This is a genomic window from Ramlibacter aquaticus (assembly GCF_015159745.1).
Taxonomy (GTDB): domain Bacteria; phylum Pseudomonadota; class Gammaproteobacteria; order Burkholderiales; family Burkholderiaceae_C; genus Ramlibacter; species Ramlibacter aquaticus.
Window position 1 is genome coordinate 24731 of sequence record NZ_JADDOJ010000024.1, and the last position, 23203, is coordinate 47933.

21 protein-coding genes are annotated in these 23203 nt (G+C 72.1%); 11 read left to right on the plus strand and 10 right to left on the minus strand.

The genetic code is table 11. From position 1 onward, the window contains the following. Positions 1 to 11: 11 nt before the first annotated feature. The 4 genes from ftsA to lpxC all read left to right on the plus strand — a co-directional run bounded on the left by ftsA (position 12) and on the right by lpxC (position 4390). The gene (ftsA, locus tag IM725_RS08025) at positions 12 to 1241 is read left to right on the plus strand and encodes a cell division protein FtsA (protein ID WP_193780055.1); all 1230 of its coding nucleotides are present in this window, start codon (positions 12 to 14) and stop codon (positions 1239 to 1241) included. 162 nt (positions 1242 to 1403) lie between these two features. Continuing rightward, positions 1404 to 2645 (plus strand): cell division protein FtsZ, encoded by a 1242-nt coding sequence (gene ftsZ, locus IM725_RS08030; protein WP_193780056.1) that lies wholly within the window; start codon positions 1404 to 1406, stop codon positions 2643 to 2645. Between the two features lie 127 nt (positions 2646 to 2772). Then, the gene (locus IM725_RS08035; protein ID WP_193780057.1) at positions 2773 to 3396 is read left to right on the plus strand and encodes an FHA domain-containing protein; all 624 of its coding nucleotides are present in this window, start codon (positions 2773 to 2775) and stop codon (positions 3394 to 3396) included. 70 nt (positions 3397 to 3466) lie between these two features. Next, positions 3467 to 4390 (plus strand): UDP-3-O-acyl-N-acetylglucosamine deacetylase, encoded by a 924-nt coding sequence (gene lpxC / locus IM725_RS08040; protein WP_193780058.1) that lies wholly within the window; start codon positions 3467 to 3469, stop codon positions 4388 to 4390. Between the two features lie 18 nt (positions 4391 to 4408). Here lpxC and ruvC read toward each other — a convergent pair whose 3' ends face one another. From ruvC to IM725_RS08080, 8 genes are read right to left on the minus strand one after another with little or no spacing between them, the layout of a single operon-like run. Then, positions 4409 to 4957: a crossover junction endodeoxyribonuclease RuvC gene (gene ruvC, locus IM725_RS08045; RefSeq protein WP_193780059.1), complete on the minus strand. Its 549-nt coding sequence runs from the start codon at positions 4955 to 4957 to the stop codon at positions 4409 to 4411. A 10-nt stretch (positions 4958 to 4967) separates the two neighbouring features. Next, entirely contained in the window at positions 4968 to 5951 is a 984-nt protein-coding gene (locus IM725_RS08050; RefSeq protein ID WP_193780060.1) for a phosphatidate cytidylyltransferase, read from the minus strand. Next, positions 5948 to 6568 (minus strand): lysophospholipid acyltransferase family protein, encoded by a 621-nt coding sequence (locus IM725_RS08055; protein WP_193780061.1) that lies wholly within the window; start codon positions 6566 to 6568, stop codon positions 5948 to 5950. Before IM725_RS08055 ends, IM725_RS08050 begins: the two co-directional genes overlap by 4 nt. Continuing rightward, complete coding sequence (gene mtgA, locus IM725_RS08060) at positions 6565 to 7302, minus strand: monofunctional biosynthetic peptidoglycan transglycosylase (protein WP_193780062.1); 738 nt, start codon at positions 7300 to 7302, stop codon at positions 6565 to 6567. The genes IM725_RS08055 and mtgA overlap by 4 nt, the downstream gene beginning before the upstream one ends. Next, positions 7299 to 8126, minus strand: coding sequence for a shikimate dehydrogenase (aroE, locus tag IM725_RS08065; protein WP_193780063.1), 828 nt, complete (start codon positions 8124 to 8126; stop codon positions 7299 to 7301). Before aroE ends, mtgA begins: the two co-directional genes overlap by 4 nt. A gap of 18 nt (positions 8127 to 8144) precedes the next feature. Further along, positions 8145 to 9008, minus strand: a complete 864-nt coding sequence (locus tag IM725_RS08070; RefSeq protein WP_227753678.1) for an energy transducer TonB family protein — start codon at positions 9006 to 9008, stop codon at positions 8145 to 8147. Positions 9009 to 9010: 2 nt separating this feature from the next. Continuing rightward, the gene (locus tag IM725_RS08075; RefSeq protein ID WP_193780065.1) at positions 9011 to 11062 is read right to left on the minus strand and encodes a ribonuclease catalytic domain-containing protein; all 2052 of its coding nucleotides are present in this window, start codon (positions 11060 to 11062) and stop codon (positions 9011 to 9013) included. 53 nt (positions 11063 to 11115) lie between these two features. Then, positions 11116 to 11715 (minus strand): YqiA/YcfP family alpha/beta fold hydrolase, encoded by a 600-nt coding sequence (locus IM725_RS08080; protein ID WP_193780066.1) that lies wholly within the window; start codon positions 11713 to 11715, stop codon positions 11116 to 11118. Between the two features lie 91 nt (positions 11716 to 11806). Between IM725_RS08080 and IM725_RS08085 the strand changes: the two genes are divergently transcribed. Continuing rightward, positions 11807 to 12427, plus strand: coding sequence for a helix-turn-helix transcriptional regulator (locus tag IM725_RS08085; protein WP_193780067.1), 621 nt, complete (start codon positions 11807 to 11809; stop codon positions 12425 to 12427). On the opposite strand, the gene IM725_RS08090 is transcribed toward IM725_RS08085, so the two are convergent. Further along, positions 12397 to 14964: a hybrid sensor histidine kinase/response regulator gene (locus tag IM725_RS08090; RefSeq protein WP_193780068.1), complete on the minus strand. Its 2568-nt coding sequence runs from the start codon at positions 14962 to 14964 to the stop codon at positions 12397 to 12399. The genes IM725_RS08085 and IM725_RS08090 overlap by 31 nt on opposite strands. Before the next feature lie 156 nt (positions 14965 to 15120). Here IM725_RS08090 and rodA point away from each other — a divergent pair, with 156 nt between their 5' ends. From rodA to IM725_RS08120, 6 genes are all read left to right on the plus strand, one after another. Then, positions 15121 to 16275: a rod shape-determining protein RodA gene (gene rodA, locus IM725_RS08095; RefSeq protein WP_193780069.1), complete on the plus strand. Its 1155-nt coding sequence runs from the start codon at positions 15121 to 15123 to the stop codon at positions 16273 to 16275. After that, positions 16272 to 17168, plus strand: a complete 897-nt coding sequence (locus tag IM725_RS08100) for an NAD(P)-dependent oxidoreductase (protein WP_193780070.1) — start codon at positions 16272 to 16274, stop codon at positions 17166 to 17168. Before rodA ends, IM725_RS08100 begins: the two co-directional genes overlap by 4 nt. A 109-nt stretch (positions 17169 to 17277) precedes the next feature. Then, entirely contained in the window at positions 17278 to 18738 is a 1461-nt protein-coding gene (tldD, locus tag IM725_RS08105) for a metalloprotease TldD (protein ID WP_193780071.1), read from the plus strand. A gap of 13 nt (positions 18739 to 18751) precedes the next feature. Next, entirely contained in the window at positions 18752 to 19324 is a 573-nt protein-coding gene (locus tag IM725_RS08110; protein WP_193780072.1) for a hypothetical protein, read from the plus strand. Between the two features lie 202 nt (positions 19325 to 19526). Then, positions 19527 to 20651 carry a 3-deoxy-7-phosphoheptulonate synthase gene (locus tag IM725_RS08115; RefSeq protein WP_193780073.1) on the plus strand — a complete coding sequence of 375 codons (1125 nt, stop codon included), beginning with the start codon at positions 19527 to 19529 and terminating at the stop codon, positions 20649 to 20651. Positions 20652 to 20779: 128 nt separating this feature from the next. After that, positions 20780 to 21796, plus strand: coding sequence for a hypothetical protein (locus tag IM725_RS08120; protein WP_193780074.1), 1017 nt, complete (start codon positions 20780 to 20782; stop codon positions 21794 to 21796). Positions 21797 to 21830: 34 nt separating this feature from the next. Here IM725_RS08120 and mpl read toward each other — a convergent pair whose 3' ends face one another. Further along, a complete protein-coding gene (mpl, locus tag IM725_RS08125) occupies positions 21831 to 23198 on the minus strand; it encodes a UDP-N-acetylmuramate:L-alanyl-gamma-D-glutamyl-meso-diaminopimelate ligase (protein ID WP_193780077.1) in 1368 nt (455 codons plus the stop codon). Positions 23199 to 23203 lie beyond the last annotated feature (5 nt).

Genomic DNA, 23203 nt, shown 5'->3' on the forward strand with positions numbered 1-23203 from the left:
AAGAGGCGGACATGGCAAAAGACTACAAGGACCTGATCGTCGGGCTGGACATCGGCACGGCCAAGGTGATGGCCGTGGTGGCCGAGGTCCTGCCGGGCGGCGAGCTCAAGCTCGCCGGACTGGGCGTGGCGGCCTCCAACGGGCTCAAGCGCGGCGTGGTGGTGAACATCGACGCCACGGTGCAGAGCATCCAGCAGGCCTTGAAGGAGGCCGAGCTGATGGCCGACTGCAAGATCACGCGGGTGCACACCGGCATCACCGGCAGCCACATCCGCGGCATCAACTCGAGCGGCATGGTGGCCGTGAAGGACCGCGAGGTCACGCCGGCCGACGTGGCGCGCGTGGTGGAGACGGCGCGCGCCATCAACATCTCCACCGACCAGCGCCTGCTGCTGGTCGAGCCGCAGGAGTTCGTGATCGACGGCCAGGACGTCAAGGAGCCGATCGGCATGAGCGGCATCCGGCTGGAGGCCAAGGTGCACATCGTGACCGGCGCCCAGAGCGCGGCCGAGAACATCATCAAGTGCGTGCGCCGCTGCGGCCTGGAGGTCGAGCAGCTGCTGCTCAACCCGCTGGCTTCGGCCACCGCCGTGCTGAGCGAGGACGAGCGCGAGCTGGGCGTGGCGGTGGTCGACATCGGCGCCGGCACCACCGACGTCGCGATCTTCTCCAACGGCGCGATCCGCCACACCGCGGTCATCCCCATCGCCGGCGACCTGATCACCAGCGACATCGCCATGGCGCTGCGCACGCCGACCAAGGACGCCGAGGACATCAAGGTCGAGAGCGGTTTCGCCAAGCAGCTGCTGGCCGACCCCGAGCAGCAGGTCGAGGTGCCCGGCCTGGGCGACCGCGGCCCGCGCATGCTCTCCAAGCAGGCCCTGGCCGGCGTGATCGAGCCGCGCGTCGAGGAGATCTTCTCGCTGGTGCAGCAGGTGGTGCGCGAGTCGGGCTACGAGGAGGTGCTCTCCTCGGGCATCGTGCTCACCGGCGGCAGCGCGGTGATGCCCGGAATGGTGGAACTGGGCGAGGACATCTTCCTCAAGCCGGTGCGCCGCGGCGTGCCCAAGTACACCGGCGCGCTCTCGGACATGGTGGCCCAGCCGCGCGCGGCCACCGTCATGGGCCTGCTCGAGGAGGCGCGCCTGGCGCGCGTTCGCGGGCAGAAGGTCGCGTCCAAGAACGGCTCCGTGAAGACGGCCTTCGGCCGGCTGCGCGAATTCATCGTGGGGAACTTCTGATCGTGAAGCCCCGCAAGCACCTCTGGCTGGCACGCGGCAGCCCGCCCGGCAGCCGAAAACGGCGATGGCGGTCCACCGGTCCGCCACCCGCGCGTTCCATTTGAAGTCACACAACAAAGCATCGCAAACGGCAACTGCATTTTTGGAAACAGGAGAGAGAACATGGCCATCGAAATGATCGAAGTCGAGGAATTCCACCAAGGCACGCAGATCAAGGTGATCGGCGTGGGCGGGGGCGGCGGCAACGCCGTGCACCACATGATCGAGCGCCAGGTCCAGGGCGTGGAGTTCATCTGCGCCAACACCGACGCGCAGGCCCTGGCCCGCAACCCGGCGCACAAGACCATCCAGCTGGGCGGCAGCGGCCTGGGCGCCGGCAGCAAGCCCGAGAAGGGCCGGGAGGCGGCCGAGGCGGCGGTGGACTCGATCCGTGCCGCGATCGACGGCGCGCACATGCTGTTCATCACCGCCGGCATGGGCGGCGGCACCGGCACCGGCGCCGCGCCCGTGATCGCGCGCGTCGCCAAGGAGATGGGCATCCTGACGGTGGGCGTGGTGACCAAGCCCTTCGACTGGGAAGGCGGCCGGCGCATGACCAACGCCGACAGCGGCCTGGCCGAGCTGGAGGCCAACGTCGACTCGCTGATCGTGGTGCTCAACGAGAAGCTGCTGGAAGTGCTGGGCGAGGACGTCACCCAGGACGAGGCCTTCGCCCACGCCAACGACGTGCTCAAGAACGCCGTCGGCGGCATCGCCGAGATCATCAACGAGTACGGCAACGTCAACGTGGACTTCGAGGACGTGCGCACCGTGATGGGCGAGCCCGGCAAGGCCATGATGGGCACCGCCGTGGCCTCCGGCCCCGACCGCGCGCGCATCGCCGCCGAGCAGGCCGTGGCCTGCCCGCTGCTGGAAGGCATCGACCTGTCCGGCGCCAAGGGCGTGCTGGTGCTGGTCACCGCCGCGAAGGGCTCGCTCAAGCTGTCCGAATCGAAGCAGGCCATGAACACCATCCGCGCCTACGCCTCGCCGGACGCGCACGTGATCTACGGTGCCGCCTACGACGACAGCCTGGGCGACGAGATGCGCGTCACCGTGGTCGCGACCGGTCTGTCCCGCCAGGGCCAGCAGCGCCGCACCGCGCCCCCGCTGCAGGTGCTGCGCACCGGCACCGACAACGTGCCCTTCAACGTGCCCACGGTGAACGCCGCCGTGGCCGGCCCGGGCGCCAACGTCATGAGCCGCGACATCCCGCAGGCCCCGGCGATGGACTACGGCAACATGGCCGTGCCCAGCGTGTGGCGCAACACCCGCACCCAGGCTGCGGCCAAGGTGGAGGCGCTCTCCTCGGGCGGCATGGACGACTTCGAGATCCCGGCCTTCCTGCGCAAGCAGGCCGACTGAGGCCCGCCGCGGGGCCCGGCACGCGCCGGCCCCGCGCGGACCCGCACGCCGCGTGCCCGCGCGCCTTGCGCAGGCCCCGCGGGCCGACTAGCATCCCGAAGTTGGGCCTTTGGCCCGAGGAGCTGCCATGCCGCAGTTGATCGTCTCAGTCCAGGGCGTCGACATCAAGCACGTCTGGCTCACCAAGGACCGCACCACCCTGGGCCGCGGCCCGGAGAACGACATCGTGCTGTCCAACAGCGCCGTCAGCACCCGGCACTGCGCCTTCCTGCTGCGCGGCCTGGCCGACGTGGTCCTGGAGGACCTGCGCAGCACCAACGGCACCTTCGTCAACCACCAGCGGGTGGCGCAGCCCACGCGCCTGCACGACGGCGACGAGATCGCGATCTCGGGCTTTCGCATCCGCTACCTGTCCGCCTCGGACGACACCGGCTTCGGTTCCACGGCTGTGCTGCAGATGGGGCCGGACGGGCAAGTGCCACCGCAGCGCCAGGCGAGCTTCCGGGTGCTCAACGGCTCCTCCAAGGGGCTGGAGATGCCGGTGGTGAAAGCCGTGACCACCTACGGCCGGCCCGGCGCCTGCGTCATCTCGGTCTCGCACCGGCGCACCGGCTTTTTCGTCGCCCACCTGGACGGCCGCGAGGTTCCCCTGCTGAACGGCCGGGGCCTGGGCGCGGACCCCACCCTGCTGCGGCCGAACGACAAGCTGTCCATCGCCGGCACCGAACTGCAGTTCCTGCTCACCGACTGAGCGGCGGAACTATCGCGGCCATTGCCAACCCCAACCGGCGCCCCGGCAGGGGCGGACCTAGAATCGAGCCATGCTGCAGCAACGCACCCTCAAGACCCTGACCCGCGCCGTGGGCGTGGGCCTGCACAGTGGCCAGCGGGTGGAACTGACGCTGCGCCCGGCCCAGCCCGACACCGGCATCGTCTTCCGCCGCACCGACCTGCCGGTGCCGGTGGACATCCCGGTCTCGGCCCAGGCCGTGACGGACACCCGCCTGGCCTCCACCATCTCCAACGGCGACGCCAAGGTGCACACCGTGGAGCACCTGATGTCGGCCTGCGCCGGCCTGGGGCTGGACAACCTCTACGTGGACATCACCGCCGAGGAGGTGCCCATCCTCGACGGCTCCTCGGCCTCCTTCGTCTTCCTGCTGCAGAGCGCCGGCATCCAGCTGCAGGACGCGCCGCGCCGCTTCCTCAAGGTGCTGCGGCCGGTGGAAGTGCGCGAGGGCGAGGGCGACAACCTCAAGTGGGTGCGCCTGGAGCCCTACGACGGCTACAAGCTGCGCTTCGAGATCGATTTCGACCATCGCGTGGTGAGTTCCACCGGCCAGAGCGTGGAGTTCGACCTGGGCCGCGGCAACTACGCACGCGACATCGCCCGTGCCCGCACCTTCGGCTTCACGCGTGACGTGGAGATGATGCGCGCCAACGGCCTGAGCCTGGGCGGCGGCCTGGACAACGCGATCGTCATGGACGACTACCGCGTGCTCAATGCCGAGGGCCTGCGCTACGACGACGAGTTCGTGAAGCACAAGATGCTGGACGCCATGGGCGACCTGTACCTGCTGGGCAAGCCGATGCTGGCCTCGTACAGCGCCTTCCGGTCCGGCCACGCGCTGAACAACAAGCTGCTGCGCGCCCTGCTGGCGCAGCCGGACAGCTTCGAGATCACCACCTTCGAGGACGAGAAGAAGGCCCCGGCCGGCTTCGCCCGGCTCGCGCCGGCCTGGTAGGGGCCGGGCGCCTGCGAGCTAGCGCGTGCGCGAAGCCCGGTAGCGGCCGGTGGTGCGCTGCGTGAGCTCGACCTGCGAGCCGATGCGTGCCAGCGAGGCGCCCGCGTGCGCGTGCGTGATGGCGATGCCGAGCGCGTCGGCCGCGTCGGGCCCGGGCACCCCGGGGAGCTGCAGCAGGCGCCGCACCATCTCCTGCACCTGCGCCTTGGCGGCGCGGCCATGGCCGGCCACGGCGCGCTTGACCTGCACCGCGGTGTACTCGGCCACCGGCAGCTCGCGCGCCACCAGGGCCGTGAGGCAAGCCCCGCGGGCCTGACCGAGCAGCAGGGTGGACTGCGGGTTGACGTTGACGAACACGATCTCCAGGGCCGCCTCGTCGGCCTGCCAGCGCGCCTGCAGCTCGCCGATGCCGTCGAACAGGATCTTCAGCCGCGCCGGCAGGTTGCCGCGGTCGGCGGCGGCGGTGCGTATGGTGCCGCTGGCGACGTAGTGCAGCCGGCTGCCGTCCACGTCCACCACGCCGAAGCCGGTGACCTGCAGGCCGGGGTCGATGCCGAGGATGCGCATGGGAGGGATCCTAGACGCCGAAGTACCAGCGCACCGAATGGAAGAAGATGGGCGCGGCGAAGCACAGGGCGTCGACCCGGTCCAGCAGCCCGTGGGCGCCGGTGACGTTGCTGCCCCGGCCCCAGGTGGCGACGCCACGGTCGCGCTTGAGCGCCTTCATGACCAGGTGCCCCAGCGAGCCGGACACGCAGGCGATGAAGGCCATGGCCACCGCCTGGCCGGGCTTGAAGGGCGTGATGCCCGCCAGCAGGCCGCCCACCAGGCTGCCCAGCAGCGTGGCCAGCAGCCAGCTGGAGACGTTGAAGCTGCTGCTCACGCCGGGGATGCTGGGCGCGCGCCGCATCCGCCGCGCCAGCAGGTGCTGGGTCACCATGCAGCCCTGCACCACGAACACCAGGAAGAAGACCAGGAAGGCGCCCTTGCCCTCGTAGCCGCGGAAGCCCAGGAGCAGCAGCGCCGGCACGTGGCTCATGCCGTACACGCAGACCATGATGCCCCACTGCAGCTTGGCGTTGCGCTCCAGGAAGCGCTGCGTGTCGCCGGCCAGGGCGCTGGCCAGCGGCAGCGCCAGGAACACGTACACCGGGATGAACACGGTGAACAGGTCGAAGTGGCGCGAGCCGACCAGCCAGAACTGCACCGGCAGCACGACGAAAAAGGCCAGCACCAGGCTGCGGTGGTCGGCCCGCCGCGTGGGCGAGAGCGTGATGAACTCGCGCAGCGCGAAGAAGGAGATGAAGGTGAACAGCACCGTGGCGAAGGCGTCCCCGGCGGCCCAGGCCAGCCAGAAGGTGACCACCATCAGCCAGGAGCGCGAGAGCAGGTCGCGCAGGTCGCCCAGCTCGGCCTGCCAGCGCGGGTCGGCGGCGCGGCCGCGCTCGCGCAGGGACGCCATCACGGCCGCGATGCTGGCCAGCACCAGCAGGCCGAACACCAGGATGAACAGGGCCGCCACCTGCTGGGCCGGGGTGAGGCTGCGCAGGAACTGGTTCATGCGTCGCGCAGCGCGATCACCGCTTCGCGGGCGCGCGCCAGGAAGGCATGCCGGTCCTCGTCCGGCGCGAGCTGCAGGGGCGCGCCGAAGGTCACCGAGCACAGGATGGGCACGGGCACGACCTCGCCCTTGGGCATCACGCGCTGGATGTTGGCGATCCAGGCCGGCACCAGCACCACCTGCGGGAAGCGCAGCGCCAGGTTGTAGAGGCCGGCCTTGAAGGCCTGGGGCTCCTCGGCGTTGCCGCGCGTGCCCTCGGGGAAGAGGATCAGCGAGTCGCCGCGCTCCAGCGCCTCCACCAGCGGCAGCAGCGGGTCCTCGCCCTCGCGCCGCTCGCGGTCCACGTAGACCGCGTTGAAGACCGCGCTGGTGATCCAGCGGCGCAGCGGGGATTTCGTCCAGTAGTCGCGCGCCGCGATCGGCCGGGTGATGGCGCGCAGGTCCTCGGGCAGCGCGGCCCAGATCATGACCAGGTCGCCGTGGCTCTGGTGGTTGGCGAAGTAGATGCGCTGCTCGGCCTTGGGCGGGCAGCCCAGCCAGCGCGCCTGGGCGCCGGTGAGCACCCGCACCAGCCCGAGCAGGAACAGGCTGGCCAGGCGCGCGGGCAGGCGCTTCATGGCAGTTCCGCGCCGCCCATGCGGCCCACGATCACGTTGGCCCGGCTGGCCAGGTAGCCCGAGTTGGGCACCTTCTCGAAGTACTTGGGCCGCGGCAGCATCACCGCGAGGCGTGCTGCCTCCCAGGCCGTGAGCTGGCTGGCGCTCTTGCGGAAGTAGTGGCGCGCGGCGGCCTCGGCGCCGAACACGCCTTCACCCCATTCGACGCTGTTCAGGTAGATCTCCAGGATGCGCTCCTTGGAGAGCATGCGCTCCAGGGCGAAGGTGAGCACGATCTCCTGGCCCTTGCGCAGCAGCGTGCGCTCGCCCGAGAGCAGCAGGTTCTTGGCCAGCTGCTGGGTGATGGTGGAGCCGCCGACGATCTTGGGCGGCCGCGTCGGCGCGCCCGGCCGGGTGCGGGCCTGCTGTTTCGCCGCCCGCTCCTGGGCCTGCTCGTTCTTCTGCCAGGCCTTCTCCAGCGCCTCCCAGTCCACGCCGTCGTGATTGACGAAACTGTCGTCCTCCGAGGCGATCACGGCGCGCTTGAGGTTGTCCGAGATGCGCTCGTAGGGCACCCACTGCTGCGACCAGCGCAGCCGGCCGCTGGTGTGGGCGATGCGCCAGGCTTCCGAGCGCTGGAAGGTGGTGGACTGCGGGGCCAGCGTCGCCGCGAGCGCGATGCGGGCGATGAAGAAGACCTCCAGCAGCGCGCCGGCCAGCAGCGCGAGCAGCAGCCAGCGCCCCAGGGCCCTCATGCCAGCGTGGCCCGCAGCTCGGCGAGCACCTGGGCCGAAGGCGGCCGCACGCCGCGCCAGAACAGGAAGGCCTCGGCCGCCTGCTCCACCAGCATGCCCAGGCCGTCGCGCGCCACCGCGCCCCGGCTGTGCGCCCAGGCCAGGAAGGGCTGGGCGGCGGGGCCGTACATCAGGTCCACCGCCAGCGCGCCCGGGCGCAGGGCGCCGTCCGGCACGGGGATGCCGGCGCCCGCCAGGCTGGCGGCCGTGGCGTTGATGACCACGTCGAAGGCACCCGTGATGCCGTCCAGCCCGCAGGCGTGCAGCTGCACGCCGTGGCGCCGTGCCAGGGGCTGGTGCCGTTCCACCAGCAGGGCGGCCTTGCCAGCGCCGCGGTTGGCCACCAGGACCCGCGCCGGGCCGACCTCCAGCAGGGGGCCCAGCACCCCGGCGCCGGCGCCTCCGGCGCCCACCAGCAGCAGCGTGCGGCCGGCCAGCGGGGCCTGCGCGTTGACCTGGATGTCGCGCACCAGGCCGACGCCGTCGGTGTTCTCGGCCCGCACCTCGTCGCCCTCGAAGCGCAGGCAGTTGGCCGCTTCGGCCAGCTTCACACGCTCGCTGGCGTGCGTCGCGAGCGCGGGCACCTCGAACTTGAAGGGCACGGTCACGTTGCAGCCGCGGCCGCCCTCCTCACGGAAGGCGCGCACGCCCTCGGCGAAGCCGTCCAGCGGGACCAGGCGGCGGGTGTATTCGATCTCTTGCCCGGTGAGGGCGGCGAAGCGGGCATGGATCCACGGCGATTTGCTGTGTTCCACGGGGTTGCCCATGACGCAGTAACGGTCCATGTGGTGTCGCGGGCCCGGTCAGTGCTCGGAGAGCCGGGTTTCCAGCGTGTTGTCGCGTGCGAAGGTGAAGGTCTGGATGAAGGCCAGGCGGTTGTAGCCGTTGCGCGCCAGCCGCGCCTGCACCTTGGGCGGCACCGGGCCGAAGGGGCCGGCGCTGCGGGCGATGGCCTGGGCGCGACGGTCCAGCGCCGGGATGCCGGAGGAACGCTCGACCACGGTCTCGGTCACTTCGCCGGCGAAGGACACCGTCACCTGCAGCACCAGCTGGCCGTACAGGCGGTGGCCGTTGGCCTCGGGGAAGTTGCGCGTGCCCTTGTCCTCGATGCGGCGGCGCAGGACGTCGTAATAGATCGCGAACACTTCCTCGCGCGTGGAGGGCGTCACGTAGCGCTTGCGCGGCTTGGCGTTCTCTTCCTGGATGCGGCGCTCGATCTCGGCGATCAGGCGCAGCTGCTGGCGGCGCTTCTCCTCGAAGGCGGCGCGCTCGGCCGGGCTGTTCACGGCCAGCTCGGGCGGGCGCATGGCCAGCACCTGCTCGCGCTTTTGCGCCAGCAGCACGGTCTGCTGCTGCAGGAGCTGCTGCTCGGCCTGGCGCTGCACGTCCTCGGCGGCGTCGCCGGCCCGGTTCTGGGCCGACGGCGGCAGGGGCGAGGTGGCACGGCCGCTGGCGGCGTCGCCACCGCCGGCCAGCGAGGCCTGGGCGATCGCCTGCGCCTTGTCGGCACGCTCGTTGGCGTGCGCGTTCACCAGGATCACCTCGAGCGGAGTGTCCTCGAACACGCGGTTGAAACCCTGGGGGTCGACGAAGCGGACCACCAGCAGCGCCGCATGCACGGCGATGGAGATCCCGAGTGCGACCTGCAGGGTGCTGAACGAACGCAGCTTCACGAAGCCGTATTGTCGGGCATGGCGGCGCCGCTGTCGCCGCTTTCCTCCACGTCGACCGCGATGGCGATCGGGCCGGCCACGGCCTCCTCCTCGCCCTCGTCCTCGCCGCCCATGTCCTCGGGCGGCGCGTCGATGTGGGCCGTCACGGTGCCGCGCACGTCCAGCGTGAGCAGGTCCACCTCGCCCAGCTTCACCCGCACCCGGGCGCCGCGCGGCAGCTGCTCGCCCCCCATCACCGGCAGCACCAGCGGCAGGGTGTCGGCGCGCACCAGGCCCTCGCGGAACATCGCGCCCTCGAGCTCGGTGAGGCCTTCCTGCTGCAGGTAGCGCAGGGTCCAGAAGCGCTCCATGGTCGCCTGGTGGCCGTTGTAGGCGGAATACGCCGCGTCGAAGCCGGAAATGATGGAGAACAGTTCCGCGTCCTTGGGCTTGAAGGGCGCCGCCAGGGCGGCGGTGCGGCCGTGGCGGCAGGCCGCGATCACCTGCCACTGGTTGACCAGGTCGGTGTAGCGGCGCAGCGGGGAGGTGGTCCAGGCGTAGCACTTCACGCCGATGCCGGCGTGCGGCTGCGCCTTGGTGCCCATGCGCACCTTCACGCCCGGCGCCAGGCTGGCCTGGCTGCGGTAGATGCCGGGCACGCCCAGCTCGGCCAGCCAGGCGCCCCAGGTGCTGTTGGCCAGGATCATGGCCTCGGCCACGATCAGGTCCAGCGGCGCGCCACGCTTGCGCACCGTGATCTCCACCGTCTCGTCGCCGCTGGGCACCTGGCCGTCGGCGCCGGCGAGGCGGAAGTTGTAATCGGGGCGGTTGAAGGTCTCCGGCTTGCCGCGCACGACTTCGCGCTGCGCCTTCAGGTGGCGTGCCAGGCGGTGCAGGAAGCCCAGCGCCGGCCGGATGCCGGTCAGCGCCGGATGCCCGTCCGGGCCTTCGCCGCCCAGCCAGGGCTCGCTCACGATGGTGTCCAGCTGGTCGTGGCGCAGGTTGTGGCGGATCGGCACGCGCTCCAGCCGCGTCTCGCTGCCGCGGATCTCCAGCGTGGCTTCGTCCAGGGTCACGTACAGCGAGACGGCCGGGCACTCGCGCCCGTCCTGCAGGGTGTAGGCCTGCACCACCTCGTCGGGCAGCATGGTGACCTTGTAGCCGGGCATGTAGACCGTGGACAGGCGCTGCCGCGCGAGCTGGTCCAGCGGGGTGCCGGGCGCGATGGCCAGGCCGGGCGCGGCGATGTGGATGCCCACCACCACCTGGCCGCTGCCCAGCCCCTGCACCGAGAGCGCGTCGTCGATCTCGGTGGTGCTGGAGTCGTCGATGGAGAAGGCGTCCACCGCCGTCGCCACCGGCAGCTCGTCGCGGATCGCCGGTGCCTGCAGCGCGGGAAAGCCCGTGCCCTTGGGAAAGTTCTCGAACAGGAAGCGCTGCCAGTGGAACTGGTAGGGCGAGGTGATCGCACCCGCGGCCTTGAGCAGGTCCAGCGGCGCGGTGTGCGTGGCGCGCGAGGCCTCGACCACGGCCTTGTACTCGGGCGCGTTCTTGTCCGGCTTGAAGAGGATGCGGAACAGCTGCTCGCGCACCGGCGCCGGACAGCGGCCCTGCGCCAGCTCACCCGCCCATTCGCTGATCATGGCCAGCAGCTGCTTCTTCTTCTCGATCGCCGCCAGGGCCTGTTGCACGATCTCGGCCGGCGCCTTGCGAAAGCGCCCCTTACCGGCGCGGCGGAAGTAGTGCGGCGCCTCGAACAGGCGCAGCAGCATGGCGGCCTGCTCCTGCAGGCTGGCGCTGGCGCTGAAGTAGTCGCGCGCCAGCTCGGCGAAGCCGAACTCCTGCTCCGGAGCGAACTCCCAGGCCAGTTCCAGTTCGATGCCTTCGGCCAGCGCCTGCGCCTGGGCCATGAACTCGGCCGGCGAGGGCTTCTCGAAACGCAGCAGCAGGTGCGCGGCCTTGACCTTCACCCGCTTGCCGCTGGCGACCTCCACCTGGGCGGAAGCCTCGGCTTCGGCGATGACGCGGCCGGCGTGGAATTTCCCGGCTTCTTCGAACAGGACAAACATGGCCGGGATTGTCCCATGCGGCCCAGGCCGGCCCGCCGTGGCCGGGCAGGGCCTCAGCCCAGGCCGAAGAAGTCCATCACCCCGGCGATGTGGCGCTCGAAATCCGAGAGCGCGTGGTCGCTGCCGGGCAGGATGCACAGCTGGGCGCCGGCATAGCGTGCCGCCATTTCGCGCCAGTCCAGCAGTTCGTCGCCCTGGGCGATGAGCGCGAAATAATTCCGCGGCTGGGCCAGCCGGGGTGGGTGCATGGCCCGCAGCTCGTCCACGAACTGCGGCTGGAAGTAGAAGCGCTGCGTGGGGTCGTGCCAGGCCGTCTGCTCGCCGATGTGGCGCGCCAGGTCGCGCGCCGGTTCCACCGCCGGGTTCAGCACCGCGCAGCGCGCGCCACGCGCCTCGGCCACGCAGGTGGCGTAGAAGCCGCCCAGCGAGGAGCCGATCACGCCCTGGGTGCCTGACGGCCAGTCCTGCGTGCCTTCCAGCAGCAGCGCCAGGGCCTCGCGCGGCGAGGGTGGCAGCTGGGGGCACCACCAGTGCACGCCCGGATGCCGCGCCGCAACCCAGGCCGCCACCTGGCGCGCCTTGGCCGACTGCGGCGAGGAACGGAAGCCGTGCAGGTAGAGCAGGTGGGTGGTGCGGGCGCCAGGCAGGTCCATGGCCGCATGCTACTTCCCCCAAATGGGGGCTACTTCACAGGCCGGCCGGGGTGGCCCCCGCAGCCCTGGGGGCGGCCCAATACTGCGGCCTGTGTTCTCCCTGCTCGTCTGCGATCCCCACTTCCCGGCCCGCGCCGCAGTCCGCCTGATGGCGCGCCAGGCCCTGCCCACCTGCGCGGTCGACGAGGTGGGCGACCTTCCCGCCCTGCTGGCCGCCCTGGGCAGCGGGCGGCCCTACGCGCTGCTCTGCCTGGAGCCGGGCCTGGCCCCACTGGGTGCCGCCGCGCTGGTCGCCCAGGTGCGCGCACTGCGCCCCGACGTGCCGGTGCTGCTGCTGGCGGCGGACGAAAGCCCGGCCGTGGCGGCGGCGGCCCTGCAGGCGGGCGCGCTGGCCTACCTGCGCAAGAGCGGCCCCGAGGAGGCGCTGTTCCTGGCCCTGCGCGATGCCATGGCGGGCCGCAGCCACCTGGCCGTGGGCCGGCGCGACGCGGCCCCCCGCGCCCGGGCGCCGCTGGGCATGTCGCCGCGCCAGGCCGAGGTGCTGCGCTGCCTCATGCGCGGCCTCACGGCCAAGCAGATCGCGCGGGCCCTGGGCATCTCGGAAGGCACGGTCAAGACGCACACGGTGGCGGTCTTCCAGGCCCTCAACGTCAACTCGCGCACCCAGGCCGTGGTCGAGGCCTACCGCAGGGGCATCCCGGCGGAATCCTGAGCCTGCAGCGGCCCCACCGGCTGCGCCAGCGCATCGCGCACCCGGGCCCGCAGCCGGCCCGGCGAGAGCGGCTTGTAGCCCACCGGAACGCCCAGCGCCGCCGCGCGGGACACCACCTGGGCGTCCAGGTCGCCGGTGACCAGCAGGGCGCGCAGCCCCGGCCAGCGCTGGCGCAGCCGCTCCACGGCCTGCAGCCCGTCCATGCCGCCCTCGATGTGCAGGTCGGTCACCAGCAGGTCCGGCGCGCCGCCCTCCCGCAGCGCCAGCGCCTCGGCCTGCGCCGCGTCGGGTGCGACCCGCACATCGAAGCCCCACTGCCGCATCAGCGCGGCCGAGGCCGCCAGGGACTCCGCATCGTCGTCCAGCAGCAGCACCCGCTGGTGCTGCGCAGTCCCCAGGGGCGCGGCGCGGCCTGGCGGGGCCTCGGTCTGCGCGTCGCACAGCGGCAGCTCGACGCCGAAGCAGCTGCCCACGCCCAGGTCCGAGCTCACGTGCAGCGGGTGCGAGAGCAGGGTCGCTGCGCGCTGCACGATGGGCAGGCCGATGCCCAGGCCTTCCTCGACCTTGCTGTCCAGGCGCACGAATTCGCCGAACACCTCGGGCAGCCGGTCGGCGGGAATGCCGGGGCCCGTGTCGCGCACCTCCAGCACGACCCGGCCCGGCGCCAGCGGGCGCACGGCCACCGTGACGCCGCCGCTGCGGGTGTAGCGCACGGCATTGGAGACCAGGTTCAAGAGGATGCGCCGCAGCAGGTGGCGGTCGCTGCGCACCCATAGGCCGCAGGGCAGGGTCTGCAGGCGCAGGCCCTTCTGGGCCGCCAGGGCCGAGAACTGCAGCTGCGCGTCGTGCACCAGGTCGTCCAGCGAGAGCGGGGCCTGCTGCGGCTCGTAATTGCGGCCTTCCAGGCGCGTCAGGTCCATCAGCGTGCCCAGCATGTCGGTGAGCGACCCGCTGCAACGGCGTATGCCGTCGAGCTTGTGTTCGCGCTCCAGGGCATCGGGCGCGCCGGCGGCCAGCTCCGCCAGCAGCCCCAGGGCATGCGCGGGCTGGCGCAGGTCGTGGCAGGCGGCGGCCAGCAGGCGGGTGCGCGAATCGTGCACCGCCTGCAGGGCGCGGTTCTGCTGCTCGACCTCGGCGCCCAGGCGCTGCAGGGTGCGCTTCTGGCGCGCCTGCCGCACCGCCAGCAGGCCGAAGCCCAGCGCGGCCAGGAAGGCCGCGGCCAGGCCGAGGCTGAGCAGCTGGCGGCCCGTTTCCTGCGTGGCCTGCTGCGCGCGCAGGAACTCGTTCTCGCGTTCGCGGATGCGGGCGTCGAAGCGGGCCTCCAGGAACTGGGCCTGCCGCGAGGCGGCCTGGCGCAGGTTCTGGTCGGCCAGCTCGCGCGCCCGCGTCGCCGCGGCATAGGCCGGCTGCCATTGGCCCAGCGCCGCCGCCACCTGCGATCGCAGCAGTTCCAGGTCCTCCTGGCCGCGGGCCCAGCCCTTGAGCGGGCCGGCCATGAGCTGCTCGCTGCGGGCCAGCCAGGCCATGGCCTCGCGCGGCTGGGCTTTCTGGGCGTAGGCCAGCGCGAGCAGGCCGTAGGCGCCGTTGCGGAATTCGGGCTCCTCCACGTGCGGCAGGGCCTCGCGCGAAGCGGCGATGGCTTCGTCCGGCTGGTTCGCGGCCAGCAGGGCCCGGGCCAGCGCCAGGCGGAAGACCGCGGCCGGCTCGCGCGGCCCCATGGTGCGCAGTGCCAGTGCCAGGCCCTGCCGCGCCGTTTCCACCGCCAGGGCCGGGTTGGACAGGCGCAGCAGCTGGACGATGCGGTAGTTGGCCTGGATCCCGAAATAGGGGTAGCGCTCCGGCGGCGCGAGCTCGAGCGCATGGCGCACCCACTGGATGCGCCGGTTGCGGCTGTCGGGGTCGGACTGCAGCCACTCGGCGCTGCCGGCCATGGCCAGCAGGAGGTTGGCCCGGTGCAGGTCGTCGACCGCGCTGTCCAGGGCCTGCTGGTACACGGCCAGGCTGCCGGCCAGGTCGCCGCGCAGGGAGGCGACGAAGCCCCGGCTCTGCAGCGTTTCCACCGTGCGCGCCGGGTCGCCCAGCTGCCGCACCAGCCCTTCCTGCTCGGCGACCACGGCGTCCGCGCGGTCCAGGTCGAGCCGGGCCAGGGCCAGGTTGGCCTGCACGTCCAGGATGTCGAACAGCAGGCGGCTGTCGCCGCTGGCCCGCACGGCCGCCAGCGTGGCGTCGGCTTGGGGGCCCAGTTCGCCCGGCTCGTACTCGGGCCCCGCGGCCTTCGCGGCCCACAGCGAGGAGGCGGCCCGCACGCGGCCGTGCAGGTCGCCCGCCGCGAGCGCGGCGGCGTAGCGGCTGGTGGATTCCCGCGCCAGGGCCGGCGCGTCCGCATAGGCCCGCTGCAGCACCTGCATGCGCCAGGCTCGCCACTCGGCGTCCACCATGGGCGCCGGCTCGGCCGCATGGGCCAGCAGCCAGGCGCCGGCCGCGGTGCAGGCGGCCAGCCGTGCGGCATGGCGCAGGACGCAGGAGATGCTGGGCATGGAGCCTCCGGGCAGTGCTCATCAGTGTAGCGCCGGGCCCAGGCGCAACCTGCCCGCCGCCCTCCCGGCGCGTGCAGGCTGGCCGCTCGCGCGGCCCGACCCCCGGCCCGCCTCGGGCAAGCGGCCGCCCCGGGGCCGGGGGCGGATAATCCGCCCATGTCTGCAGTCATCGACAAGCCGCCGCTCTGGCAGCGGCTGGCTCCCATGGTCAGCGGTTTCGACGGACCGCTCGCCTTCGCCATCTTCCTGCTGGCCTGCGCGGGCCTGCTCACCATGTATTCCTCGGGCTACGACCACGGCACCCGCTTCGCCGACCACAGCCGCAACATGGTGCTGGCCGGCGTGATCCTGTTCGTGGTGGCCCAGGTGCCGCCGCAGCGCCTGATGAGCCTGGCGGTGCCGCTGTACACGCTGGGCGTGGCGCTGCTGATCGCGGTCGCCGTCTTCGGCGTGACCAAGAAGGGCGCGCGGCGCTGGCTCAACATCGGCGTCGTCATCCAGCCGAGCGAGATCCTCAAGATCGCCATGCCGCTGATGCTGGCCTGGTGGTTCCAGAAGCGCGAGGGCCAGTTGCGGCCGCTCGATTTCGTGGTGGCGGGGGTGCTGCTGGCGGTGCCGGTGGGCCTGATCGTCAAGCAGCCCGACCTGGGCACCGCGATCCTGGTGCTGGCCGCGGGCATGTCGGTGATCTTCTTCGCCGGCCTGTCCTGGAAGCTGATCGTGCCGCCGGTGGTGATCGGGCTCACGGCCGCGGTGCTGCTGGTGGCCTTCGAAGGCCGCCTGTGCGCCGACGGCGTGCGCTGGCCGGTGCTGCACGACTACCAGCAGCAGCGCATCTGCACCCTGCTGGACCCCGGCAAGGACCCGCTGGGCAAGGGCTTCCACATCATCCAGGGCATGATCGCCATCGGCTCCGGCGGCGTGCTGGGCAAGGGCTTCATGCAGGGCACGCAGACCCACCTGGAGTTCATCCCCGAGCGCACCACCGACTTCATCTTCGCCGCCTTCTCCGAGGAGTTCGGCCTGGTCGGCACCCTGTGCCTGATCGGCGGCTTCAGCTTCCTGCTGCTGCGCGGGCTGGCCATCGCCCTGGAGGCCTCCAGCCTGTTCGCGCGGCTGCTCGCCGGGTCCATCACCATGATCTTCTTCACCTACGCCTTCGTGAACATGGGCATGGTCACCGGCATCCTGCCCGTGGTCGGCGTGCCGCTGCCCTTCATCAGCTACGGGGGCACCGCGATGGCGACCCTGGGCATGGGCCTGGGCATGCTGATGTCCATCGCCAAGACCAAGCGGCTGGTGCAGACATGAACGCGCCGGCGCTGCCATCGGCCGGCGTCGGCATCGTCGGCACCGGCAACATGGGCGGCGCGATGGCGCGCCGGCTGCTCGCCCTGGGCTGGACGGTGCGGGCCTGCGACATCGACGCCCCCAAGGTGCAGGCCCTGGCCGCCGCGGGCGCGCGGCCGGCGCCCCGCCCGGCGGACGCGGCGGCCGGCAGCGCCGCCCTCATCGTCTGCGTCGTCGACGCCGGCCAGGCGCGCGAGGTGCTGTTCGGCCCGGACGGCGCGGCGGCGGCGCTGGCGGCCGGCACGCCGGTGCTGCTGTGCCCCACCATCGCCCCCGAGGACGTGGAGGACATCGCCGAGCGCCTGCGCGTCCTGGGCCTGGCGCCCGTGGACGCGCCCATGTCGGGCGGCCCGCAGCGCGCCCTGGAAGGCCGCATGAGCCTGATGGTGGCCTGCGCCGACGCCGACTTCGAGCGCGCGGCGCCACTGCTGCAGGCCCTGAGCGGCCAGGTGTTCCGCATCGGCACCCGGGTGGGCGACGGCGCCCGCACCAAGCTCGTCAACAACCTGCTGGCCGGCATCAACCTGGTGGGCGCGGCCGAGGCCATCGCCCTGGCGCGGCGCCTGGGCCTGAACGCCTCGGCCACCCTGGACGTGATCGAGAAGTCCAGCGGCCAGAGCTGGGCCGGCACCGACCGCATGCGCCGCGCCATCGCCGGCGAGACCACGCCGCTGGCCCACATGACCCTGCTGGCCAAGGACACGGGCCTGGCCATGGCGGCGGCGCACCGTGCCGGCTTCGAGGGCCCGCTGGGCGCCCACGCGCGGGACACCTTCGCGGCGGCCCTGGCGGCGGGCTTGGCGGAGGCCGACGACAGCGCCCTGCTGCCCTGGCTGGAGGGCCGCGCCGGCTGAGCCGCCACGGCCGGCGGCGGCCCCCCGGGGCCTGCGCCGCCCATGGATGAGCAGGGTGGGGCGGTGCTGCCCTGCTGCGCCTTGCGGCCCGGGCCCCTAGAATGGCCCGATGATTTCCCGCGAACCCACCCTCGAGCGCCTCGCCACCGCCCAGCGACTGCTGCTTGAGCCTTTCGGCCTCGACGAAACCCATCTGCAGCGCGCGCTCGGCGAGATCGCCACGCACCGCGTGGACGACGCCGACCTCTACTTCCAGTACACCCGCAGCGAGGGCTGGAGCCTGGAGGAGGGCATCGTCAAGACCGGCAGCTTCAGCATCGACCAGGGCGTGGGCGTGCGCGCCGTGAGCGGCGAGAAGACCGCCTTCGCCTATTCCGACGACATCTCCGAGGCCTCGCTGCTGGACGCCGCGCGCACCGTGCGCACCATCGCGGCGGGCACCGGCCGCGGCAAGGCCAAGGTCGGCCCGCGCAAGGTCGCGGGCAGCCGGGCGCTCTACGGCTGGCTGGACCCCATCGCCTCGCTGGACAGCACGGCCAAGGTGCAGCTGCTGGAGCGCACCGAGAAGATGGCCCGCGCCCGCGACCCGCGCGTGGTGCAGGTGATGGCCGGCCTGGCGAGCGAGTACGACGTGGTGCTGGTGGCGCGTGCCGACGGCACCCTGGCCGCCGACGTGCGGCCGCTGGTGCGTCTTTCGGTCACCGTGATCGCCGAGCAGAACGGCCGGCGCGAGATGGGCTTCGGCGGCGGCGGCGGCCGCTTCGGCCTGGCGCACTTCAGCGAGGAGCGCATCTCGGCCTACGTGGACGACGCGGTCAAGGCCGCGCTCACCAACCTGGAATCGCGCCCGGCCCCGGCCGGCGAGATGACCGTGGTCCTGGGCCCGGGCTGGCCCGGCATCCTGCTGCACGAGGCCGTGGGCCACGGGCTGGAGGGTGACTTCAACCGCAAGGGTTCCAGCGCCTTTTCCGGCCGCATCGGCCAGCGCGTGGCGGCCAAGGGCGTGACGGTGCTGGACGACGGCACCATCGCCGACCGCCGCGGCTCGCTGAACGTGGACGACGAGGGCAACGCCAGCCAGCGCAACGTGCTGATCGAGGACGGCATCCTGCGCGCCTATATCCAGGACTCGCTCAACGCCCGCCTGATGGGCGTCAAGCCCACCGGCAACGGCCGTCGCGAGAGCTACGCCCACGTGCCCATGCCGCGCATGACCAACACCTACATGCTGGCCGGCGACAAGGCGCCCGACGAGATCGTGGCCAGCATCAAGAAGGGCCTGTACGCCACCAACTTCGGCGGCGGCCAGGTCGACATCACCTCCGGCAAGTTCGTCTTCTCGGCCAGCGAGGCGTTCTGGGTCGAGAACGGCAAGATCCTCTACCCGGTCAAGGGCGCGACCATCGTCGGCAACGGCCCGGATGCGCTGACCCGCGTGAGCATGATCGGCAACGACATGGCCCTGGACCCGGGCGTGGGCACCTGCGGCAAGGAAGGCCAGAGCGTGCCGGTGGGCGTGGGGCAGCCGACGCTGCGCATCGACGGGCTGACCGTCGGCGGCACCGCCTGAGCCGGGGGACGCGATGTCAGCCAAGCCGCAGACGACGCGACTTCGCATCGACCCCATCACCAACCTGCCGAGCATCAACACCTTCGGCGAGCTGAGCGACTTCCTGCGCAGCGCGGCCTCCGACGAGGACAGCCGCAAGTTCTCCGAGATGATGTCGCAGCTCTCGGTGCACATCGAGGGCATCATCTCCAGCCTGCGGGCCAGCCGCGAGCGCGAGCGCGTGGCGCCCATGCTGGTGGACTTCCTCACGGTGCTGCGCAACCACCGGGCCTTCGTGGTGCACCTGGGGCTGTCCTGGCGGGGGCTGTACGAGTACGCCGCCTACCTGCAGGCGCTCAACAACTTCCGGGTGCTGATCGGCCAGTGGCTGCTGGACGGCGGCACGCAGAGCCGCGAGCTGACCCTCACCGCCGAGGACTTCGAGCTGGTGGCCTGGCGCACGCTGGGCGAGGGCATGCTGCTGATCGACATGTACGAGCAGTGGATCCAGGGCCCGGGCGCCAGCGACGACGGGCCCACCCTGTCCGGCGCGCGCGAGCCGCAGGTGGAGCGGGCGGTGCAGTGGTGGAAAAGGCTGCGCCGCTGAGGCCGCCGGCGCTTGTGCTACATTGATGCCCATGACTTCGGTCCGCGCTTATTTTTTTGGCTTTTTCTGGTTCTCCACGCCCCCGGCGGTTGAGAGACCTGAACGCGGCTGAAGACGACGCGCAAGGAATCCAGAAAAACCGCCGGGGCCCACCCGGCGGTTTTTTTTCGTCCCCATCCCAACCCCGATTCGAGAGGATCCCATGAACGCACGAGCCCAGAACCCCGCCAGCTGGCATGCGCAGCCCGTCGACAAGACCAGCGAGACCGACGACGAACGCATCAAGGACATCACCGTGCTGCCGCCTCCCGAACACCTGATCCGCTTCTTCCCGATCCAGGGCACGCCGGCCGAGAAGCTCATCACCGGCACGCGCCACGCCATCCACCGCATCATGCACGGCGAGGACGACCGCCTGCTGGTCGTGATCGGCCCCTGCTCCATCCACGACCCGGCCGCCGCGCTGGAGTACGCGCGCCGCCTGCGCGACGTGCGCGCCCGGCATGCGGACACGCTGGAGGTGGTGATGCGCGTGTACTTCGAAAAGCCGCGCACCACCGTGGGCTGGAAGGGGCTGATCAACGATCCCTACCTGGACGAGAGCTTCCGCATCGACGAGGGCCTGCGCATCGCGCGCCAGCTGCTGATCGAGATCAACCGCCTGGGCGTGCCGGCGGGCAGCGAGTTCCTGGACGTGATCTCGCCGCAGTACATCGGCGACCTGATCGCCTGGGGCGCCATCGGCGCGCGCACCACCGAAAGCCAGGTGCACCGCGAACTGGCCTCGGGCCTGTCCGCGCCCATCGGCTTCAAGAACGGCACCGACGGCAACATCAAGATCGCCACCGACGCGATCCAGGCCGCCGCCCGTCCGCACCACTTCCTGTCGGTGCACAAGAACGGCCAGGTGGCGATCGTGCAGACCAAGGGCAACCGCGACTGCCACGTCATCCTGCGTGGGGGCAAGGCCCCCAACTACGACGAGGCCAGCATCGCCACGGCCTGCAAGGAACTGGAGGCGGCCAAGCTCAACCCGCGCCTGATGGTGGACTGCAGCCACGCCAACAGCAGCAAGCAGCATGAAAAGCAGCTGGACGTCGCTGCCGAGATCGCCCGCCAGGTGGCCGCCGGTTCGCAGCAGGTCTTCGGCCTGATGGTGGAAAGCCACCTGCAGCCCGGCGCCCAGAAGTTCACCCCGGGCAAGGACGACCCGGCTGCCCTGCAGTACGGCCAGAGCATCACCGACACCTGCCTGGGCTGGGACGATTCCCTGCGCTCGCTGGACCTGCTGGCGGACGCCGTGCGCACCCGCCGCGCGCGCCGCTGAGCGTGCACCGGCGGGGCGCCCTGGCCCCGCCGCGCGAACCCGCGGCGCGGGGCGGGTCCGGCAACGGATGGGCAGCCCGGCTATAGTGCGCGCAGCCCGGCGCGACGCCGGCAAGCACGACAGCGCGGATGACCATCGAATTGCCACTTCTGCGGCTGGGCGCGGCCGGCTTCAATGCCATGCAGCGCGCGCGCATCGCCGATGCCCTGGACGACAGTCCGGGCGAGGCCTCGACCTGGGAGCTCGGCCCCCTGGAGGACGCTGACGCCTGGTGCTTCAACGGTGCCCGCACCGTGAAGCTGCCCGAGGGCCGGGTCCGGGTGGCCCCGGGCCTGGCGGGTGAACGCCCGGTCGAGATGCACCTGCCCGAGGTCGCCCGGCCGCTCGCCTTTTCCGCCCCCATGCCGCGCGGCATGGACGCGCTGCTGCTGTTCGACCTGGACAGCCGCGACAGCCTGCACGCCACCTTGGCGCGTTTCGACGACTGGCTCACGCCGCTGCGGGCGCTGTTCTGCCTGGGGGCCCACATCGCCGAACGCGACAGCCCGCCCGCGCCGGGCGTGTGGGAGATTGCCGCCGGCGAACGGCTGCTGGCGGTGGTGCACATGCACGGCGATGCGGCGGTGCTGCCCGCGATCCGCCCCCAGGACTTCGAGCAGGCGGTGTGGACCCGCTGCCACGGCCCGCGCGAGGCGCCGGCGGGTTTCTGCCGCGCCAGCCTGTCGCAGGTGATGTGGCATTACACGGCGCGCACCCAGCGTGACGTGCTGCCGCACCACTACCGCAGCCGGCCGCTGTACTGGCGGCGCCCGCCGCGGCTGCCCCAGCGCATGCTCTCGGACGAGCACCTGAAGCTGATGCGCACGCTGATCGCCGCGCCGCGCACCTTCGCCGAACTCGACGCGCTCTCCGGCATCGCCCCCGAGAAGCTGGCCCGCCTGCTGGCGGCGCTCTATTTCGTCGGCAGCATTACCTCGAACCCGCGCCGTGCGGCTGCCGCGCAGCCCCGCCATCCCACGGTGCAGGGCGGGCTGCCGGAGGCCAGCGCGCCGGTGCCGCCGTCCACCGGCCCGGGCACCGGCCCGGGCGAACCCGGGGCCCCCGCGGACGACCTCACGGCGCCGGCGGCACTGCGGCCGCGCTGAGCCGGACCGGGCCGCCGGCCCGCCCGGCGCGGCGTCAGGCGTCCAGGGCGGCCAGCAGGCGGCCGTGGATGCCGCCGAAGCCGCCGTTGCTCATGCAGACGATGTGGTCGCCGGGCCGGGCCGCGGCCACCACCTGCGCCACCACGCCGTCCACGTCGCCCGCCACGCGGGCGCGCTCGCCCATGGGCGCCAGCGCGTCGGCCGCGTCCCAGTCCAGGCCGCCGGCATGGCAGAAGGCGAGGTCGGCCGCCTCCAGGCTCCAGGGCAGCTGCGACTTCATCGCCCCCAGCTTCATGGTGTTGCTGCGCGGTTCGAACACCGCCAGGATGCGCGCGTCGCCGACCTTGCGCCGCAGGCCGTCCAGGGTGGTGCGTATGGCCGTGGGGTGGTGGGCGAAATCGTCGTAGACGGCGATCCCGCGCACCGTGCCGCGCAGTTCCATGCGGCGCTTCACGTTGGCGAACTCGCACAAGTCCCGTGCCGCCTCGGCCGGGGCCACGCCCGCGTGTTCGGCGGCGGCGATGCAGGCCAGCGCGTTCAGCTGGTTGTGCACCCCCGTCAGGTCCCAGGCCACGTGGCCGGCCGCCCGGCCCTGGGCCAGCACCTCGAAGTCGTGCGGCTCGCCGCGGGCCTGGAAGTCGCTCACGGCGGCACCGAAGCTGCGCACCTCGCTCCAGCAGCCCATGTGCAGCACGCGCTGCAGGCTCTCCTCCAGCCCGTTGGCGACGATGCGGCCCGAGGCCGGCACCGTGCGCACCAGGTGGTGGAACTGGCGTTCGATGGCGGCCAGGTCGTCGAAGATGTCGGCGTGGTCGAACTCCAGGTTGTTCAGCACCGCGGTGCGCGGCCGGTAGTGCACGAACTTGCTGCGCTTGTCGAAGAAGGCGGTGTCGTACTCGTCGGCCTCGATCACGAAGTGACGGCCACGGCCCAGCCGGGCCGACACCCCGAAGTTCGCCGGCACGCCGCCGACCAGGAAGCCCGGCTCCAGCCCGGCGCGCTCCAGGACCCAGGCCAGCATGGAGGTGGTGGTGGTCTTGCCGTGGGTGCCCGCGACGGCCAGCACGTGGCGGCCGCGCAGCACGTTCTCGGCCAGCCACTGCGGGCCGCTGGTGTAGTTGGCGCCCGCGTCCAGGATGGCTTCCATGAGCGGGTAGCGCGGCTGGCCGTCCGCGCCGCGGGCGCGCGAGACCACGTTGCCGACCACGAACACGTCGGGCGCGAACTGGAGCTGGTCGGCGCCGTAGCCCTCGACCAGGTCGATGCCGAGCGCACGCAGCTGGTCGCTCATGGGCGGGTAGACGCCCGCGTCGCAGCCCGTCACGCGGTGGCCCGCCTCGCGGGCCAGGGCCGCCACGCCACCCATGAAGGTGCCGCAGATGCCGAGGATGTGGATGTGCATGGCTC

Excerpts from the sequence above, each read along its gene's own strand:
- ftsA (WP_193780055.1), top strand. The coding sequence starts at position 12 with ATGGCAAAAGACTACAAGGACCTGATCGTCGGGCTGGACATCGGCACG.
- ftsZ (WP_193780056.1), top strand. The coding sequence starts at position 1,404 with ATGGCCATCGAAATGATCGAAGTCGAGGAATTCCACCAAGGCACGCAG.
- IM725_RS08035 (WP_193780057.1), top strand. The coding sequence starts at position 2,773 with ATGCCGCAGTTGATCGTCTCAGTCCAGGGCGTCGACATCAAGCACGTC.
- lpxC (WP_193780058.1), top strand. The coding sequence starts at position 3,467 with ATGCTGCAGCAACGCACCCTCAAGACCCTGACCCGCGCCGTGGGCGTG.
- ruvC (WP_193780059.1), bottom strand. The coding sequence starts at position 4,957 with ATGCGCATCCTCGGCATCGACCCCGGCCTGCAGGTCACCGGCTTCGGC.
- IM725_RS08050 (WP_193780060.1), bottom strand. The coding sequence starts at position 5,951 with ATGAACCAGTTCCTGCGCAGCCTCACCCCGGCCCAGCAGGTGGCGGCC.
- IM725_RS08055 (WP_193780061.1), bottom strand. The coding sequence starts at position 6,568 with ATGAAGCGCCTGCCCGCGCGCCTGGCCAGCCTGTTCCTGCTCGGGCTG.
- mtgA (WP_193780062.1), bottom strand. The coding sequence starts at position 7,302 with ATGAGGGCCCTGGGGCGCTGGCTGCTGCTCGCGCTGCTGGCCGGCGCG.
- aroE (WP_193780063.1), bottom strand. The coding sequence starts at position 8,126 with ATGGACCGTTACTGCGTCATGGGCAACCCCGTGGAACACAGCAAATCG.
- IM725_RS08075 (WP_193780065.1), bottom strand. The coding sequence starts at position 11,062 with ATGTTTGTCCTGTTCGAAGAAGCCGGGAAATTCCACGCCGGCCGCGTC.
- IM725_RS08080 (WP_193780066.1), bottom strand. The coding sequence starts at position 11,715 with ATGGACCTGCCTGGCGCCCGCACCACCCACCTGCTCTACCTGCACGGC.
- IM725_RS08090 (WP_193780068.1), bottom strand. The coding sequence starts at position 14,964 with ATGCCCAGCATCTCCTGCGTCCTGCGCCATGCCGCACGGCTGGCCGCC.
- rodA (WP_193780069.1), top strand. The coding sequence starts at position 15,121 with ATGTCTGCAGTCATCGACAAGCCGCCGCTCTGGCAGCGGCTGGCTCCC.
- IM725_RS08100 (WP_193780070.1), top strand. The coding sequence starts at position 16,272 with ATGAACGCGCCGGCGCTGCCATCGGCCGGCGTCGGCATCGTCGGCACC.
- tldD (WP_193780071.1), top strand. The coding sequence starts at position 17,278 with ATGATTTCCCGCGAACCCACCCTCGAGCGCCTCGCCACCGCCCAGCGA.
- IM725_RS08110 (WP_193780072.1), top strand. The coding sequence starts at position 18,752 with ATGTCAGCCAAGCCGCAGACGACGCGACTTCGCATCGACCCCATCACC.
- IM725_RS08115 (WP_193780073.1), top strand. The coding sequence starts at position 19,527 with ATGAACGCACGAGCCCAGAACCCCGCCAGCTGGCATGCGCAGCCCGTC.
- IM725_RS08120 (WP_193780074.1), top strand. The coding sequence starts at position 20,780 with ATGACCATCGAATTGCCACTTCTGCGGCTGGGCGCGGCCGGCTTCAAT.
- mpl (WP_193780077.1), bottom strand. The coding sequence starts at position 23,198 with ATGCACATCCACATCCTCGGCATCTGCGGCACCTTCATGGGTGGCGTG.